At 38.3% G+C, this 17,621-nt stretch carries 15 protein-coding genes; 7 read left to right on the top strand and 8 right to left on the bottom strand.

All coding sequences use genetic code 11. From position 1 onward, the window contains the following. Nucleotides 1-40: 40 nt before the first annotated feature. The gene (coaBC, locus tag P256_RS06645) at nt 41-1,297 is read left to right on the top strand and encodes a bifunctional phosphopantothenoylcysteine decarboxylase/phosphopantothenate--cysteine ligase CoaBC (protein WP_023272918.1); all 1,257 of its coding nucleotides are present in this window, start codon (nt 41-43) and stop codon (nt 1,295-1,297) included. A gap of 28 nt (nt 1,298-1,325) precedes the next feature. Here coaBC and P256_RS06640 read toward each other — a convergent pair whose 3' ends face one another. Further along, nucleotides 1,326-2,678, bottom strand: a complete 1,353-nt coding sequence (locus tag P256_RS06640) for an MATE family efflux transporter (protein ID WP_023272917.1) — start codon at nt 2,676-2,678, stop codon at nt 1,326-1,328. A 246-nt stretch (nt 2,679-2,924) separates the two neighbouring features. Here P256_RS06640 and hemW point away from each other — a divergent pair, with 246 nt between their 5' ends. Then, nucleotides 2,925-4,082 carry a radical SAM family heme chaperone HemW gene (hemW, locus tag P256_RS06635; protein WP_040331985.1) on the top strand — a complete coding sequence of 386 codons (1,158 nt, stop codon included), beginning with the start codon at nt 2,925-2,927 and terminating at the stop codon, nt 4,080-4,082. 178 nt (nt 4,083-4,260) lie between these two features. Then, entirely contained in the window at nt 4,261-5,178 is a 918-nt protein-coding gene (locus P256_RS06630) for a Dyp-type peroxidase (protein ID WP_023272915.1), read from the top strand. Nucleotides 5,179-5,226: 48 nt separating this feature from the next. Here P256_RS06630 and aroE read toward each other — a convergent pair whose 3' ends face one another. Further along, nucleotides 5,227-6,024 (bottom strand): shikimate dehydrogenase, encoded by a 798-nt coding sequence (gene aroE, locus P256_RS06625; RefSeq protein WP_023272914.1) that lies wholly within the window; start codon nt 6,022-6,024, stop codon nt 5,227-5,229. A gap of 271 nt (nt 6,025-6,295) precedes the next feature. Between aroE and P256_RS06620 the strand changes: the two genes are divergently transcribed. Beyond that, on the top strand, nt 6,296-7,795 hold the full coding sequence (locus tag P256_RS06620) for an OmpA family protein (RefSeq protein WP_023272913.1): 1,500 nt from the start codon (nt 6,296-6,298) through the stop codon (nt 7,793-7,795). A 483-nt stretch (nt 7,796-8,278) separates the two neighbouring features. Here P256_RS06620 and hemF read toward each other — a convergent pair whose 3' ends face one another. Next, entirely contained in the window at nt 8,279-9,217 is a 939-nt protein-coding gene (gene hemF, locus P256_RS06615; RefSeq protein ID WP_023272912.1) for an oxygen-dependent coproporphyrinogen oxidase, read from the bottom strand. 103 nt (nt 9,218-9,320) lie between these two features. Next, on the bottom strand, nt 9,321-9,929 hold the full coding sequence (ribA, locus tag P256_RS06610; protein ID WP_023272911.1) for a GTP cyclohydrolase II: 609 nt from the start codon (nt 9,927-9,929) through the stop codon (nt 9,321-9,323). A 297-nt stretch (nt 9,930-10,226) separates the two neighbouring features. On the opposite strand from ribA, the gene dxs reads away from it, so the two are divergent. The 3 genes from dxs to P256_RS06595 all read left to right on the top strand — a co-directional run bounded on the left by dxs (nt 10,227) and on the right by P256_RS06595 (nt 15,303). Next, nucleotides 10,227-12,146 carry a 1-deoxy-D-xylulose-5-phosphate synthase gene (gene dxs, locus P256_RS06605; protein WP_023272910.1) on the top strand — a complete coding sequence of 640 codons (1,920 nt, stop codon included), beginning with the start codon at nt 10,227-10,229 and terminating at the stop codon, nt 12,144-12,146. 116 nt (nt 12,147-12,262) lie between these two features. Next, nucleotides 12,263-13,093, top strand: coding sequence for an inositol monophosphatase family protein (locus P256_RS06600; protein ID WP_040331933.1), 831 nt, complete (start codon nt 12,263-12,265; stop codon nt 13,091-13,093). Between the two features lie 392 nt (nt 13,094-13,485). After that, nucleotides 13,486-15,303, top strand: coding sequence for a DEAD/DEAH box helicase (locus P256_RS06595; RefSeq protein WP_023272908.1), 1,818 nt, complete (start codon nt 13,486-13,488; stop codon nt 15,301-15,303). Between the two features lie 93 nt (nt 15,304-15,396). On the opposite strand, the gene P256_RS06590 is transcribed toward P256_RS06595, so the two are convergent. From P256_RS06590 to rplM, 4 genes are all read right to left on the bottom strand, one after another. Continuing rightward, nucleotides 15,397-15,825: a ClpXP protease specificity-enhancing factor gene (locus P256_RS06590; protein WP_023272907.1), complete on the bottom strand. Its 429-nt coding sequence runs from the start codon at nt 15,823-15,825 to the stop codon at nt 15,397-15,399. Further along, nucleotides 15,818-16,489 carry a glutathione S-transferase N-terminal domain-containing protein gene (locus P256_RS06585; protein WP_023272906.1) on the bottom strand — a complete coding sequence of 224 codons (672 nt, stop codon included), beginning with the start codon at nt 16,487-16,489 and terminating at the stop codon, nt 15,818-15,820. The genes P256_RS06590 and P256_RS06585 overlap by 8 nt, the downstream gene beginning before the upstream one ends. Nucleotides 16,490-16,650: 161 nt before the next feature. Continuing rightward, nucleotides 16,651-17,037: a 30S ribosomal protein S9 gene (gene rpsI, locus P256_RS06580; protein WP_023272905.1), complete on the bottom strand. Its 387-nt coding sequence runs from the start codon at nt 17,035-17,037 to the stop codon at nt 16,651-16,653. A gap of 12 nt (nt 17,038-17,049) precedes the next feature. Then, nucleotides 17,050-17,478 carry a 50S ribosomal protein L13 gene (gene rplM, locus P256_RS06575; protein WP_023272904.1) on the bottom strand — a complete coding sequence of 143 codons (429 nt, stop codon included), beginning with the start codon at nt 17,476-17,478 and terminating at the stop codon, nt 17,050-17,052. Between the last annotated feature and the right edge of the window lie 143 nt (nt 17,479-17,621).

Below are 17,621 nucleotides of genomic sequence, written 5' to 3'. Positions count from 1 at the left end.
CTATTGTGAGCATCACTGCAAGGTAAAGAGTGTTCTATCTGTGAGTTCGAATGTCAATATAAATTTAAATAAAAACATTATCTTGGCGGTAACAGGAGGAATTGCAGCATATAAAAGTGCCGTTTTAGTCCGTCGCCTAAAAGACTATGGTTTTCATGTGCGTGTTGTGATGACAAAAGGGGCGCAAGCTTTTATTACGCCACTCACTTTTCAAGCTTTATCATCAAATGCTGTACATACCACATTGTTAGACCCTGAAGCAGAAGCAGGTATGGGGCATATTGAGTTGGCACGTTGGGCAGACTTACTTTTAGTTGCACCTGCGAGTTGTGATGTTTTAGCAAAATTTGCACAAGGTCTAGCAGACGATTTGCTAAGTACAATATACCTTGCAACAAAAGCACCTGTGTGGGTAGCACCTGCCATGAATCAGCAAATGTGGGCAGCAAAAGCAACTCAGCGTAATTTACAAACGCTGATAGATGATGGTGTACATGTCATCATTCCTGACTCAGGTGAACAAGCATGTGGCGATGTTGGGCGAGGTCGTATGCCTGAGCCTGAAGCATTGGCAGCGCAAGTATTTGAGTTTTTTAAAACACAAGAGCGTATACAAACGCAGCAGTTCGGTTTACTTGCAGGAAAAAAAGTCACGATTACCGCAGGGCCAACACGTGAGGCAATAGATCCTGTGCGTTATATTTCTAACCACAGTACAGGAAAAATGGGCTTTGCTTTAGCGAGTGCATGCTATGCGGCTGGGGCTGAGGTTACGCTCATTTCAGGTCCTGTAAGCCTTGCCACGCCGTATGGTGTTGCACGTCGTAATGTAACTTCTGCACAGCAAATGCTTGATGAAAGTATGCAAATGCTTGCAGATGGTTGTGATATTTTTATTGCAACAGCAGCGGTAGCAGATTATAGAGTGGCTGAGATTGCACCACATAAAATTAAGAAAGCAGGTGATGAGTTAGAAATAGCATTGGTTAAGAATCCTGATATTGTAGCAACAATTGCACAGCAAGAAAAAAGACCGTTTATGGTGGGGTTTGCTGCTGAAACTCAAAATGTTGAAGAATATGCAAATGGAAAACTTATTGCTAAAAAACTAGATATGATTGCTTGTAATGATGTATCGAGACAAGACATCGGTTTTGGGGCAGATGAAAATGCAATGACGGTATTTTTTGCCAAAAAATATGGGTTTAACCAACGTGATTTAGAAAAAGCATCAAAACTTAAAATTGGTGAACAGTTGGTTGAAGCAATGTCTGATGCTTTAAGTACTAAAAATTAAAAAAGGGAGCATCGCTCCCTTTTTTAATTTAATAAGAGTTTTTAGCGAGTCTTTTATTATTTAGGTAAAGCCTAGAGAGCAATAAGGTACATGCAACACTCAGTCCAATAATTAAGCTAATCCAAATGGCTTGAGGCCCCATTGACGCATAGCGTATCCAGTAAATACTCAGCGGTAGGGTAATTGCCCAATAGGCAAGCATAGTTGCCCACATTGGTGCTTGAGTATCTTGCATACCTCGTAAACAGCCTGCTGCACTGACTTGCCATGCATCCATCAGTTGGTAAGCAATACAAAACTGTAATAAGTAAGTTGCAATTTGAGCAACATGTGGATCTTGAGTATAAAATCCAATAATGTCTTGACGAAAAAGAGCAATGAATGCCATGGTTAAGCATGCCATTACAGTTGCAGTCATTAGACCAACTTTCTGCACTTTTCGCATAGCTTCCCAGTTTTTTTCGCCGTAATAGGTGCCTACACGTATAGTGAGAGCAATGGCTAAAGACATTGGCAACATAAAAAGCTGTGAGGTAACAGATATAGCAACCTGATGTGCGGCAACAACGGTATCACCTAAAGTACTTAAAATAATGGCGGCTGTTGAAAAAACACTTACTTCAAAGAATATTGCTAAACCAATAGGAAAACCTAAGAGCAGTAACTTTTTAGCAAGTTGAGTGTTTAACTTTTCAAAACCTGAAAACAAAAGATCTTTCTTATAAATTTTGGCTTTAGAAATATAAAAAATGAGACTAAAAAGCATGAGCCATTGTAGTGTTGCTGTGGCAAAACCACATCCTGCACTTCCCATACGTGGAATAGGACCATAGCCATACATAAATAAGTAGTTTAATGGAATGAGTACAAGTAAAGACAGTAAACTAATGACAGTAACAGGTCTTGGATTACCAATGGCCTCAGAGTAGCAACGTAGAGAGGTATAGAGACAAACTGCAGGCATACCTAGACCAATAGCATGCAAAAATAAAGCAGCTTTGGGTTGTAGGTCGGCAGGAACTTTAAAAAGTGGCAGTAAGTAAGGCATAAACTGTAATAGTATTAAAGCGAATATGCCCAATATAGCTGCCATCCATAATGATTGGCGTACAATATGTCCAACCTGATTACGGTTATGTGCACCCACTGCTTCAGCAACTAAGGGCGTTGTTGCAAGTAAAATACCTGTAAATAGGAGCATTACAGGTATCCAAATACCTACACCTACAGCAATAGCAGCCAAATCTACAGCAGAAAATCGTCCAGCCATAATAGTATCTATGAGTCCTAAACCTGCTTGAGCAAACTGCGTAATAAGTATAGGAATCATAAGTGACAATAAGCGTTTAAGCTCAATGCGTGAAGAAACAACAGTTGTCATAAAAAACTACTCGGAGAATTTGTGCTATAAAAATGAATAAGACAGCGTTGCCATATGTATTTAGAAACGTCCTTTTTTACTGCATTTTTTAGAAAATAAAGTTATTGAAATTTGATCAGATAGTACAATAAATAAAAGCAGAAAAATACTTAAAATCACCATTTAAGTGCATTGCAATTTTAAGCTTTATTTCAAAGTCGTGTTAAAATTAGCGTCTTCGGTTTGATGTTAAAGTTGAGTAATTTCTTGAGTGATTTAGTGCCACAAAGTATACCCTTATCGCTATATGTTCATATGCCTTGGTGTGTGCGAAAATGCCCATATTGTGACTTTAATTCACATACTGTACCGGGTGGTAAGCAACTTTCATTAGAACTTGAAAATGAATATTTATATGCACTGGTTGAAGATTTTAAAACCCAAATAGATCTGGCCCAAGGACGTAAAATTTCGAGTGTATTTATTGGTGGTGGAACACCTTCGCTTATTTCAGCTAAAGGCTATCAGTGGTTATTTCATCAACTTAAACAGCACATCGAATTTATTGAAGATTGTGAAATCACACTAGAAGCAAATCCGGGTACGCTTGAACATCAACCTTTTGAAGACTATTTACAAGCAGGGATTAACCGTTTATCCATTGGTGTACAAACATTTAATACAGAACATTTAAAAAAATTAGGGCGTATTCATAGTGTAGACAATGCAATGTTGGCAATACAACAAGCAAAAAGTGCAGGGTTTCAACGGGTTAATGTTGACCTTATGCATGGACTTCCTGAACAGACTTTAGAGCAAGCTTTATATGACTTAAAATTGGCTGTTGAACAGGGTGCAACGCACATTTCTTGGTATCAACTGACGATTGAGCCTAATACTGTATTTTTCAGAACGAAGCCTGTTTTACCATCAGATAATATTTTGTCTGATATTCAAGAGCAAGGCGAGCAGTACTTAATTGATGCAGGATTTATCAATTATGAAGTTTCCGCATGGCGTAAAGAAAAGCCATCTATGCATAATGTAAACTATTGGCAATTTGGCGATTATTTAGCAATTGGTGCTGGTGCACATGGTAAAGTGACTAAAGAAGATGGTGTTTATCGTTTTCAGAAAACACGTTTGCCAAAAGACTACTTAGAAAAAACGCCTGCACCTATGGTGAACTTCGAAAAAGTTGCTGAAGATGAATTACCATTTGAATTCATGATGAATGCATTGCGTCTAAAAGAGGGTGCACCTATGCCTTATTACTCCCAAAGAACAGGTTTAGACATTGAAGCTCTTCAACCATCATTATTACAATTACGTCAGCAAGGGTTATTGCTAAAAGATGAAAAACAACTGGTATCTACAGAGCAAGGTTATCGTTTTTTAAATGCCGTTTTAGAAAAATTTCTTTAGAAAATTATCATGATCTAAAAGTAAGCTCTAAAAATATATTTATATTTTAGAGCAAAATCTTAGGTGACCTATCAAATCACCCTTATTTATTTTGCATAAAATTATTTAGTTTATATCATTTGAATGTAAACTAAACATAGGAACTAGCCATAAATTACACAGCATTTCGGAGTTATGAATGACTGCTCAATCCGTGATTTTGCCACTTCCATCAGATCATGCGCGTTTTATTGTAATACGCCTAAAAACGTTATCTGTGGACGAATTAAAACATCAAATCAAAAGTCTTATTTCTGAAAGAAATCGTCTGATGACGCAACATCCAAATGATCAAATAAAAATAGGTATCGCATTTGGACCTGAAATGTGGACAAAACTATACGACAGTTCGCCTAAAAATTTTAAACAACTCGAAGCACAACAAGGTAACTTTGAAATGCCTGTTGTACCGGGAGATGTTTTTATACATATCGCAAGCCAACGTACAGATATCTGTTTTGCACTCAGCCAAGCTTTCTTCCGTGGTGTAGATGAGAAGGTTGAAGTATTAGAAGAAAGAGCATGTTTCCGTTATCTAGATGGTCGTGATTTAACAGGTTTTATAGATGGTACGGAAAACCCTCAGTTTAAAGAAGATCGTGCAGAAACCACTTTGTTATCGGAAGATAACGGTATCTTTGCAGATGGCACATTTATTTTTGCTCAGCGTTATGTACATGACTTAAAAAAATGGCATAAGCTTAAAGTAGATGCGCAAGAGCGTGTAATTGGGCGTACGAAGTTAGAGTCTATAGAACTTGATGATGACATAAAACCCGAAAATGCACATATTGCTAGAACAGTTGTGGAAGATGAAGAGGGTGAAGAGCTAGAAATTTTACGCCATAGCTTGCCATATGGTGATGGTCATGGTGAACAAGGACTGTACTTTGTGGCATATACAAAAGAACTTAGCCGTATAGATGCTATGCTCAAGCGTATGTTTGGTACAAGTGGCGATGGTATACACGATCGCTTATTGCACTTTGTAACGCCTGTAGATGGTGCGTACTATTTTGCACCATCAGAAGAGCTATTAGAAACTGTATTAGATTAAGTAGAGAGTTCCCCCATAAGCTTATGTTGGTTTATGGGGAAAGATATTTTATAAAAAATCTTTTAGGTTTGGTTTAATACCATTCCAAATATAAAAAGATTCAATCGCTTGCCCAACTAACATGCCAAATCCATCGGCATAAGGAACACCACGTTTTTTTGCCTCGTCTAGAAAATGAGAGGGCTTCCCATATGCCATTTCATATGCATGGTCAAATGTGAGTTCTTTGGGAAGTGAAAAGTGATCACCTGAAAGCGATGCAGATGTTGCATTAATAATAATATCGAAGTGACCAGTAAGTTTCTCTAATGCAAGCGTACTTAGTTGAGTATGGTTTGTAATATGAGGAGCAAGATCATTTACAAGTTGTGTTGCACGAGTATGTGTACGGTTGGCAACAACAATCTCCTGAGCTCCTGCTTGTGAAAGAGGGTAAATGACTCCTCTTGTTGCACCACCTGCGCCTAAAATAAGAATTTTAGTATGAGACAATGACCAACCCATTGCCTCTATCGCATTAACAAGACCTTGACCATCGGTATTGTCACCATATAGTTTGCCATCTTCTTTCCATAAGGTATTGACTGCTTTTGCAATTTTCGCTCGCTCAGTGAGTACATCACAAGATTTAAACGCATCTTCTTTAAATGGAACAGTCACATTTAAACCATCACCATTTTGGTTAAAAAAAGCATTGATACTTGTTTCAAACTGACCAATATCAGCCAATCTTCTACGATACGTTAAAGAGATACCTGTCTTCTGAGCAAATGCTTCATGTAGTTCAGGCGAGCGTGAGTGTTCAATGGGATTGCCAATGACTGCAAAATTTTTAGATGGTTGCATGGAACGTCTCTATATTTATCTATAATGATGATTGCACTTATAGGCAATATACAAGAAATATCATGGTGAAATACAGCTTTGTATGACTACACATGGGAGTGTGTTTACAGAAAAACATATGAAGATATTGGGAAAAAAAGTAAAATGAACCAAGTTTTTTAGCAAAAACATTAAAATAGTCACAGCAAATAACAATGTAGATCGATACAAGCATGTATGTGGCGCTAAAAAGATATAACAACAATGACGATTTCCCATGAGGAGCTTAATCATGTCAATAAACCCTGTCGAATTGCTGAAAGAAAAAGTCACACCAGCAATTATTAGTCAACAACAATTAGCGATTGATGCAGATAAAAAAGCATCATTGCTAGCACAGTTTTATCCAATTTTATTGTCTATTTTTCATAAGTTTCCTGAACGTATTCAGTCTGGTACTAATTTGGAAAATAATGGTTTAAATACTGTTTTTGGTAATCAAGCATCAGCAATTCGTCAGCTTGTTGAAGGTTTTTCAGCACACCACAGTTTGCCTGAAAATACAGTAACTTCGTTATTTGACCAAGCGATTCCACTGAGTGTGAAAGCTTTGAAAGATGAGGCAGGAGAAGGTAAAATTGGGGCATATTTGGCCACGCATATTAAAGATATTGCAACCAGTTTTCCAGCATGGGGCGCAGGTCTAGTATCTGCACTTGGTTTAAGCAGTGCATTAGGTGCTCAGGCATCTTCACAGCATATTTATAGTAAAGAGCCTGAAAAAAAAGCAGGATTCTTTGGAAAGATTTTACCTATCATTGCACTGATTATTTTGGCTTTGTTGGTTATTTTCTTTTGGAAGTCATGTCAGCATAAAGTTGAGACACCAGTTCCAAAAAGTGCAGATACGCCTGCACCACAAGCAGCTTCTGATGTATCTTCTGAGCAAAAAAATACAGCACAAGCTGAACTTAATCTTGTTTCAGGAACAGGAAATCATGTTCAAGCATGTCATGCAAACCTAGGTAATCAAACATTAACTGAGTCTGTGAAAGTTGCTTTAAGCAAAGTATTTGGTACAAATGTAAAGTGTGATGTGACGACAGATCAAGGTTATGCAACATCATTGCCTGGAGCTGAGAAAATTTCAGAAATTTTGGAGTATATTAAAGCAGTACCGAATGCGAGCATTGATTGGAAAGGGAATCAGGTTACTGTAAATGCACCTGATGCGAAAGCAGCAGCTGAGTTAGTTACAAAAATTAAGGCAGTGGCACCTGACTTAGAAGTTTCTACAGCAGCACCTTTAAATGAAGATCAATCGGTAAGCAATAGTATTGACCAAAGCAAACAAGCACTTTCATCTTTGGGAGCAAATGCACGACCTGAAGATATTGCACATGCTTTAAACCTTCAAATTATTAATTTCCCAACAGCATCTAAAGTTCTACCGCAAAAAAATAAAGAAATTTTAGATGAAGCAGCAAAATTAATTAAAAGTGTTCCAAATGTAAAATTAATTGTTGAAGGTTATACAGATTCAACAGGAAATCCTGAAGCAAATAAAGCATTGTCTAAACGCCGTGCACAATCTGTTTTAGATTACTTAGTTGAACAAGGTGTAAATAGAGATCAGCTTACAGCTGTAGGGTATGGTGCAGAAAACCCAATTGCTGACAATGTGACTGAACAAGGTAAATTCCGTAATCGTCGTATTGAGTTTAAAGTTGTAAATACAGCAAATGGTGCAACAACTGTAGTTGATGGACAGCATAATGTAACAACACAATAAAGCCCGATTGATATAAAAAAAGCAGTCTATTTTATAGGCTGCTTTTTATTGGTAAAAATAAGTGTGTCATTTTACTTGTCTATGATGAATGTTTAAGAAGGATTGCAAATATCGCGAACTTTTTCAACGAGGCAAGATGAGAGAGTAAAAAAGAGTGAAATACCGAGCAGTACACTTGTCACAATAGAGATACTGTCAGAAAGTATATTGTTGTAGTTGATGGTTACACTAATGGAGCTAAACATAAGGATGGAGAGAAGGCTAATAATAAATAGCCATTTGTATTCGAAAAAAAATCTAAACATAAAGTATAAGCCTGCTATTTTCTTTACTGGGTTGATTAAAGAAACAACAAGTATTGTAAAGGGTAATTAACAATATAATATGAAATCTTTCTTAAGATATGAGATTTTTTATTGAGAAACGTAACGGGATGTATTTTTATACAAAAGAGCATTTGCCCTTTTGTATATTAGTTATCATTTATAACTCAGATAGCCAATCTCTTGGTTTTAAGTAATAGTCTGTAAGTCGCTTCTCAATTGAGTTCTCATTCCACTCTGGGCGGTATGACCAACTTACAAGATTTGGTAAACTAACTAAAATAGATTCTATACGTCCGCCTGTTTGTAATCCAAAGATTGTACCTCTGTCATATACAAGATTGAATTCGACGTAACGACCACGTCGATAGAGTTGAAAATCTCTTTGAGCTTGAGTATATGGTTTTTCTCTATTTCTTTCAAAAATTGGAAGCATCGCATCAAGATAGCCATTACCCACAGCTTGCATATATTCAAAGCACTTTTCAAAGCCCCAACGATTTAAGTCATCGAAAAATAATCCGCCAACACCACGCTGCTCATCACGATGTTTCAAGTAAAAATAGTCATCACACCATTGTTTATGTTCTTTATAAACTTCATCGCCAAAAGGTTGGCAAAGATCAAAGGCATTTTGATGCCAATGTTTAATATCTTCGTCATTTGGGTAAAACGGTGTTAAATCGAAGCCTCCGCCAAACCACCAAATTGGATCTTTTCCTTCAGGTTCCGCGACGAACAATCGGATATTGGCATGGGACGTAGGTACATTTGGGTTTTTAGGATGAATAACTAATGAAAGACCCAATGCTTGAGCTTTTGCGCCAGCAATTTCAGGGTGTCGAGCAGTTGCTGATGCAGGAAGCTGACGAATATTGATATGAGAGAACATAACGCCCCCTTTCTCAATAACTTCACCATTTTGTAAGACTCTTGATCTGCCACCACCACCTTCAGGGCGTTCCCAATCATCAATAATAAATTTTTCGTGACCACCGCCTATTATTTCTTGTTGTTCAAGTGCTGTACAAATACGTGCTTGTAAATCGAGTAAAAAATTTCTAACACGTTCAATATCTATTGTTGATGGGTTCTGCATGAAAGCCTCATACATAAAATAAAAGTAATGTTATAAAAACATAAAACCATAAAAAAAGTAAGGGATTTTGTATGGGGAAAATCCCTAAATGTGATTGATTTTTTTATTTAGAAAAATCATCTTCTTTATATAGATGTGACATACGACTGACTTTGGTTTTTAGATATGAGGCATTGAATGGATTCAATCCAACTGTCAGCGGAACGCGATCTACGATATTAATATTCAATGCTTCTAATGCTTTCACTTTTAATGGGTTATTGGTAATCAGCTTAATTTCTTGAACATTAAAATGGTCTAGCATGATTTTACACATATCATAACGGCGTGCATCCGCAGGTAGATTAAGTAATAAGTTTGCATCTACAGTGTCATGTCCTTGGTCTTGTAGTGCATAAGCCCGAATTTTATTGGTTAAGCCAATACCACGACCTTCTTGGCGCAAATATAGAATGATACCTTGCCCAGCTTCATTAATAAGTTCTTGAGTGGCTTTTAACTGTGGCCCACAGTCACATTTGAGTGAGGCAAAAGCATCTCCTGTTAAACATTCAGAATGAATACGAACTAAAACAGGTGCGGTAGGTTGAGTGTCTAAACCTTTTGAGAGTGCAACATGCTCCTCTTTTGTTTCAGGGTCTTGAAACACACTAATGTTAAAATCGCCAAAGGCAGTGGGTAGTTTTGAAGTTGCGACAAATTGTATCGGCACAATCGAGCTCGTTTATATAAAAAGAAATAGTAAAATTATAGCCCAATGATGTGTTGTAAGTTGCTTAAATATACAAAATTTAAGCCAAACTATTTATTTTTGTGGAAACATGCAGATAAGGGTTGATCATTCATAGCATTTTTTTAGATAATTCCATGCTTGTCTGAGACAAACAATGTAAAACTACAGATCTTTGATGTGGCGCATTGAAAATAAGTACCGATAGGTTAAAATTATCGGTTTAACGCACTATCACTCAGCTTCGGATTAGCCAGGCTCTAGAAGGCTCTGCCACATATGTTGTATACAAAAATACCAACTCAGCGTCCTGTTACGCCATTGTTAGATGAAATTGATCATCCAAAACAATTACGTCAACTTGATTCAAACCAACTTTTACAAGTGGCAGATGAGTTGCGTCAATACATTTTGTATGCCGCAGGCGTAAGTGGTGGGCACTTTGGTGCGAACCTTGGTGTCGTGGAGTTAACGGTAGCATTACACTATTGTTTCAATACACCACGTGATCGTTTAATCTGGGATGTAGGGCATCAGGCCTATCCGCATAAGATTTTAACAGGACGACGCGAGCAAATTACAACAATCCGTGCTAAGAATGGCTTAGCAGCTTTTCCTGCAAGAGAAGAGTCGGAATTCGATACATTTGGTGTTGGGCATTCATCTACTGCTATTTCAGCAGGTTTAGGCATGTCTTTGGCACGTCGTTATCAAAAAGACCCATGTGAGGTTGTTGCAATTGTAGGTGATGGTGCAATGACTGCAGGTATGGCATTTGAAGCGATGAATGATGCCGTTGCACATCAAGCAGATTTAATGGTTGTACTCAATGACAATGATATGTCTATTTCTTGCAGTACAGGTGGTTTTGCAAAGCACTTGGCAGCTATTTGGGAAAAGGGCCATTTTGTAAATATTACTGAAACGGGCGATGCTATTGTAGAACCTTATCCAAATTGGTCTTACACATCGCGGTTGCATGAAGCTGCAACCAATGAAGCAGATAATTTATTTAAGGCGATTGGTTTTGAATATTATGGGCCATTTGATGGGCATGATATCGATCAGCTTGTGCATGTTTTTGAATCTCTAAAAAAACGTAGCGGGCCACGTTTAATTCACATTTATACAAAAAAAGGTAAGGGTTTTTCTCCTGCCGAAAAAGATCCTATTAAATACCACGCGATTGCAAAAATACCATCAATTGTTCCTCAAACATTAAGTTCTAAAAAATCTGCACCAAAATACTCTGCAATTTTTGGTCAATGGTTATGTGATGAAGCGGAGAGAGATTCTCGTTTACTAGCAATTACACCTGCAATGTGTGAAGGCTCAGGAATGGTAGAGTTTGCACAAAAATACCCAGACCGTTTCTTCGATGTTGCAATTGCAGAACAACATGCTGTAACGCTTGCAGCAGGAATGGCATGTGAAGGTTTAAAACCGGTTGTTGCAATTTACTCGACATTTTTACAAAGAGGCTATGATCAACTTGTTCATGATGTTGCACTACAGAACCTAGATGTCACTTTTGGTATTGATCGTGCCGGACTAGTTGGTGAAGATGGGCCAACACATGCAGGTGCTTATGATTACGCATATATGCGTACAATTCCGAACTTGGTATTGATGGCACCTAAAGATGAAAATGAATGTCGTCAAATGCTACATACAGCATATCAGTATTCAGGCCCTGCAGCGGTACGTTACCCACGTGGTGTAGGTGAGGGAGTTGATGTTACCCAAGAGCTGACGGCACTTGAAATAGGTAAGTCTGAGATTGTACTACCAGTAGATGCTCAATATGATGAGCATATTACAATTTTAGCTTTCGGTAGCCGTGTGGCGCCTGCTATACAAGCTGCAAAAAAGCTTTCACAGCAGTTAGATGTTGGCATTTGTGTTGTAAATATGCGTTTTATTAAACCACTTGATACGCAAATGATTCATGAGCTGAATCTGAAGACAACCATGTTTGTGACTGTTGAAGAGCATGCTGTTATGGCAGGAGCAGGCAGTAGTGTGAATGAATATTTGGCACAAGCTCAGATTTTAAAACCTATATTAAATATTGGTTTACCAGATGAGTTTTTACCACAAGCAGATCATAAACAAATGCTACATGATTGTGGATTAGATGCAGAGGGCATCTCTGATTCAATTGTACGGGCATGGAAAAAAAGCTTGGTACTTTGTTAAACAGATTTAATTATTTTTAATAAATTCTATTAAAAAGCATGTCTATTTGTTAGAATAGCCATGCTTTTATGCATTATTCTTTGTCAAAATCTTCAATATTTTAGTGTGGGTGTTCAATGGAACCTATGGTGGTGATGGCTGCGCGTGCAGCACAATTAGTTGGTCAAGAGCTTTTAAAGGCACATAAAAATCGTCATAAGTTGGACCTACAAGTTGAAGAAAAAGGTATAGATGGCCCTGTAACACGTGTAGATCGTTACTTAGAGCAACTTGCAATTGATACATTACGTAAAAGTTATAAAAATCATAGCTTCTTAGGCGAAGAGTTTGGCCTACAAGAAGGTACAGGTCATGATGCTGATTGGTGTTGGATTATTGACCCTTTAGATGGCACATTAAACTTTGTAAATGGCCTACCTCATTTTTGTATTTCTATCGCAGTACAGCATAAAGGTGTTACACAGCATGGTGTGATTTATGACCCTGTGCGTGATGAGCTTTTTTCTGCGAGTCGTGGTCGTGGTGCAATGATGAACCAGCGCCGTATTCGTGTAAATACGCGTGATAGTTTAGAGAATACATTTATCTCTGTAGGACATGCTTACCGTGCAAAACGTAACGGTGAAATAGTGTCATATGCAAAACAACACTTTGATGCAATGCTTGCAATTACAGAAGCAGGTTCTCAATTCCGCCGTGGTGGATCGGCTGCACTTGACCTTGCATATGTTGCAGCAGGTCGTTTTGATGGTTTCTTTGAGCTAGGCTTAAAACCATGGGATATTGCAGCAGGTGAACTGATTGTAAAAGAAGCAGGCGGTATTGTTGTAGATGGCCGTGGTGGTTCAGAGTCTATGGAAAATGGACAAGTCATTGCATGTTCAATGAAAATGTTAAAACCATTTATGCAAGCGGTGATTCCTGCTTGGGCAAATGCAATTAAATAATTAGTAGAAAAAGCGAGAAGAGTGACAAAAGTCACTCTTTTTTGTTTTTATTTCAGTAATATGAAAATAGATAAAGAATTTTATAAAAAGAGAGTGACTTTTTAAATTAACCTGATATAATTGCGAAAACGCACTTCATTTCCGTTCATTACCTGAACATTTCTCTCTTATTATTGTGTATGCGCGTGCGGTCCATAGAGGACGAATTCTCGCGCCCCCAATCGCTAAAAGCGATTCTTCAGGTTACTACCGTACTCATGCGTGCGTAATATTCACATCGTTATATTTCGGATCGCTGCTGAACTTTAGATTTCAGCTTTTGTTGCCTTGCCGCTTTTGCCGATGTTATTTTTTATTATTAAATGGAGCACCCTATTGGGGTGGAATTCTCTATGAGCAAAACTTTTGCCGATTTTTCATTACATGAGTCTCTTACACAAGCATTAGAGGCGTTAAATTTTACAAGCCCAACACCGGTTCAAGAGCAAGCAATTCCAGCAGCGTTAGAAGGAAAAGATTTACTAGTTTCTAGCCAGACAGGTTCTGGTAAAACAGCGGCATTCTTATTGCCAACATTAAATACACTTGCTGAAAGTGATGTATTTGTTCCTTTCAAAGAACGTATGCGTGCAGTTACACAACCAAATATTCTTGTATTATGCCCAACGCGTGAACTTGCTCAGCAAGTAAGCCAAGACGCGATTGCATTCGTTCGCCATATGAAAGGTGTACGTATTGCTGCGGTTATGGGTGGTATGCCTTTTGGTAAGCAAATTCAACAACTTAAAGGCGCTCAGGTTGTTGTGGCAACACCAGGTCGTTTACTTGACTTGGTTAACCGTCGTCAAATTAAATTAGATCAAGTTGATGCTTTAATTGTTGATGAAGCTGACCGTATGCTTGACCTTGGTTTCTCTGAGGACTTAGAAGCAATCAGTGATTTTGCTGCAAACCGTAAGCAAACACTTATGTTCTCTGCAACATTTGCAGGTCGTATTATCAGCTTAGCTGAACGCATGATGAATGATCCACAGCGTATCGCGATTGAAACTGGTCATTCAACAAATACAGATGTTACACAAACACTTCATTGGACTGATGGTTTTGAGCATAAGAAAAAATTGCTTACACATTGGTTAAGTGATGAAAAATTAGATCAAGCTGTTGTATTTGCAAGCACACAAGAAGACACTGATATGTTGGCTGAAGAGCTAGCTGAAGCGGGTCACTCTGTTGTTGCATTACATGGTGCAATGCCACAAACAGTACGTAACCGTCGTTTACGTAGTATTCGTGAAGGTCGTGCACGTATCTTGGTTGCAACAGATGTTGCTGCACGTGGTCTAGATGTTCCGACAATCTCTCATGTAATTAACTTTGGTTTACCAATGAAACATGAAGATTATGTACACCGTGTAGGTCGTACTGGTCGTGCTGGTCGTACTGGTCAAGCAGTTACACTTGCAACTTACCGTGAACGTGGCAAAATCCGTGCATTAGAAGATTATTTAGAAGCGCGTTTAAATGTTTCTGAAATTGAAGGTCTAGAGCCATCTCCACCTCCTGCACGTTCAGGTCGCGATGGTGGTCGTGGTAATGGTAAGCGTGATGGTCGTCGTGGTGGCGGTGGCTTCGGTGGCGGTCGTCGTTTTGAAGGCGAAGGCCGATTCAAGCGTAACAATGACCGTGATGGTGGTGATCGTCGTCGTTTTGATGATAAACCGCGTAAAGAAGGTAGCTTTGAAGACCGTCCACGTCGCGAATTTAATTCAGATCGTCCAAAACGTGAATTTGGTTCTGACCGTCCACGTCGCGAATTTAACTCAGATCGTCCAAAACGTGAGTTTGGTTCAGATCGTTCAAAGCGTGAATTTGGTTCAGATCGTCCAAAACGTGAATTTAACTCAGATAGCCCACGTCGTGAATTTAATTCAGACCGTCCAAAGCGTGAGTTTGGTTCAGACCGTCCAAAGCGTGAGTTTGGTTCAGACCGTCCAAAGCGCGAGTTTAACTCTGATCGCCCACGTCGTGAATTTAATTCAGACCGTCCAAAGCGTGAAGGTTTTAACGATAAGCCACGTTTCGACATGAATGATGACAATCGTGGTAATCGTGCAGATTACAAACCACGTTCATTCCGTGGAAACAGTGAGCGCGGTTCAGATGATCGTGGACGTTCATCAGATCGTCGTCGTAAATTTAACGACTAATTAAATATTTATAAAAAAAGCCAGTATTTATACTGGCTTTTTTTATATGGGTGAGTAGGAATAATTTGAGAGTAATACCCTAAATTTCTCAAATTATTCAACTATTTTTAGACTTGGCTTTTTCTTTTGTGGTTCAGGTTTTTCTTCTACTTCTTTAGGTTTATGTGTTTGGTCTAAATTTATATTGTCATATTCATTTGGATCAAAGAAAAGTCCTTGACCATTTTCTTTTGCATAAATGCCAATTAATGCATAAAAAGGCACAAATATATTTTTAGAAACACCGCCAAATCGTGCAGAGAAGGTAATCGCATCGTTACTCATATAAAGTTGATGCACTGCATGTGGTGCAGTATTTAGTACAATCTGTCCATCTTTAACAAATTGTAAAGGTACATCAGTATTAGGTTGAGTTGCATCTACAAGAAGGTATGGTGTGAGGTTATTATCACAAATCCACTCATAGATACCACGTGCTAAGTATGGACGAGTGGGTGTGAGTTGAGGCTCTTGTTCAGACATGTGATTGACTCTCAAAATTTTTCAAAAGATGATTGTAGCGGTTTTTCTCTTGTAAAGTCATTGATTTAATAAAACCAGTACGATTAAAGATGCGTTGACAATATAGAAAAATCGCCCGACATTGTTGTGTGGGTAAACTTATTCCCATGCTATTTAATCGTAATAGCATCGGCGCAATCATGCAATCAAGTATTGAGAAGGTCTCAGACATAAAAAAAGGAAAATGTTGAAAGAGTGGTGTAAGAGAAATAAGCGTATTGCGAAGTTCTACTTGAGCACGTTTCTTATCTTTTTCGTTTAAGCTATCAGGGTGTAATAGCATGATATCTGCCAGTTTAAACCAGTCTTTTTCAAACCTCCAAAGGTACTGACGTTGTTCAGCACGTTGAATTGGGTTATCCATAAATAGTTTATTCTGTCGATAACGATCATCTAGATATTCTGAAATAATCATTGGATTAAATAACTTTAAACCTTGATCTAATAAAATAGGGAGAGTGTTATAAGGGTTGAGTGATGCAAGATCTTCATCTTCATAGTCTGTTAACACCAACTGGTGTTTAATTTCTTTTTCTGTAAGAATAAAGCGAATCCAGTGTGAACGGAAGTCATCGGCATGACTGAGTAACGTGATTCCTTGATTTTCAGAGATTTCTAATGCCATGAAAAAGATGTAACCTCAAATGAATAAACTAGCATACTAAAAATATGTTTCAAGCGCACGAAGAAGTTGGCTGAAGCGTTTTAAGATATAAAAGACGATATTTGATATAGCATAAAAAAACCTCGGAAAATCCGAGGTTTTTTGTCCAATTCGTAAACGAATTAACGTTTAGAGAATTGAGGACGCTTACGAGCTTTACGTAAGCCAAGTTTCTTACGTTCAACTTCACGAGCATCACGAGTAACGAAACCAGCTTGACGAAGAGCAGATTTTAAAGATTCGTCAGAAGCGATAAGTGCGCGAGTGATACCGTGACGGATCGCACCAGCTTGACCACCAATACCACCACCTTTAACAGTGATGTAAAGGTCATATTTCTCAGTAGCTTCTAAAAGCTCTAATGGTTGACGAACAACCATACGTGCTGTTTCGCGACCGAAATACTGTTCGATTGAACGGTTGTTAATAACGATTTTCCCTGTACCAGCAGATAGGAAAACACGTGAAGTTGCGGTCTTACGGCGACCTGTACCATAGTTTGTAGCCATGTGCTGTATCCCTTAGATGTCCAAAACTTGTGGCTGTTGAGCAGTATGAGGATGCTCGCTACCAGCGTACACTTTCATCTTCTTGATCATTGCATAACCAAGAGGGCCTTTTGGCAACATGCCTTTAACAGCGCGTTGGAAGATTTCTTCAGGTTTGTGAGCAACTAATTTTTCAAAATTAGTTTCTTTTAAACCGCCTGGGAATTCAGTGTGGCGATAGTATTTCTTGTTTAAAGACTTCTTACCAGTTACTTGAACTTGTTCAGCGTTAATTACAACGATGTAATCGCCTGTGTCAACGTGAGGAGTATAAGAAGTTTTGTGCTTACCGCGTAAACGACGAGCGATTTCAGTCGCTAAACGACCAAGAGTTTTGCCAGAAGCATCAACAACGAACCAGTCGTGTTGCGTTTCAGCAGGCTTTGCGCTGAGAGTTTTCATCTACTACATACCTATTATAGTTGGTTTGAACGTGAAAGTGTCCAAACGAAAAAGAGTCGCGATTCTATATGAAACAGTCTAGATCGACAACATCATCAATATAAAATTGAGCGCATATTCTACCCGAAGTAAAGTTTTTTAGA

Source organism: Acinetobacter nectaris CIP 110549, from assembly GCF_000488215.1.
GTDB lineage: Bacteria > Pseudomonadota > Gammaproteobacteria > Pseudomonadales > Moraxellaceae > Acinetobacter > Acinetobacter nectaris.
The sequence above is the reverse complement of the archived record's forward strand: the minus strand, read 5'-3'. Positions and strand labels throughout refer to the sequence as shown.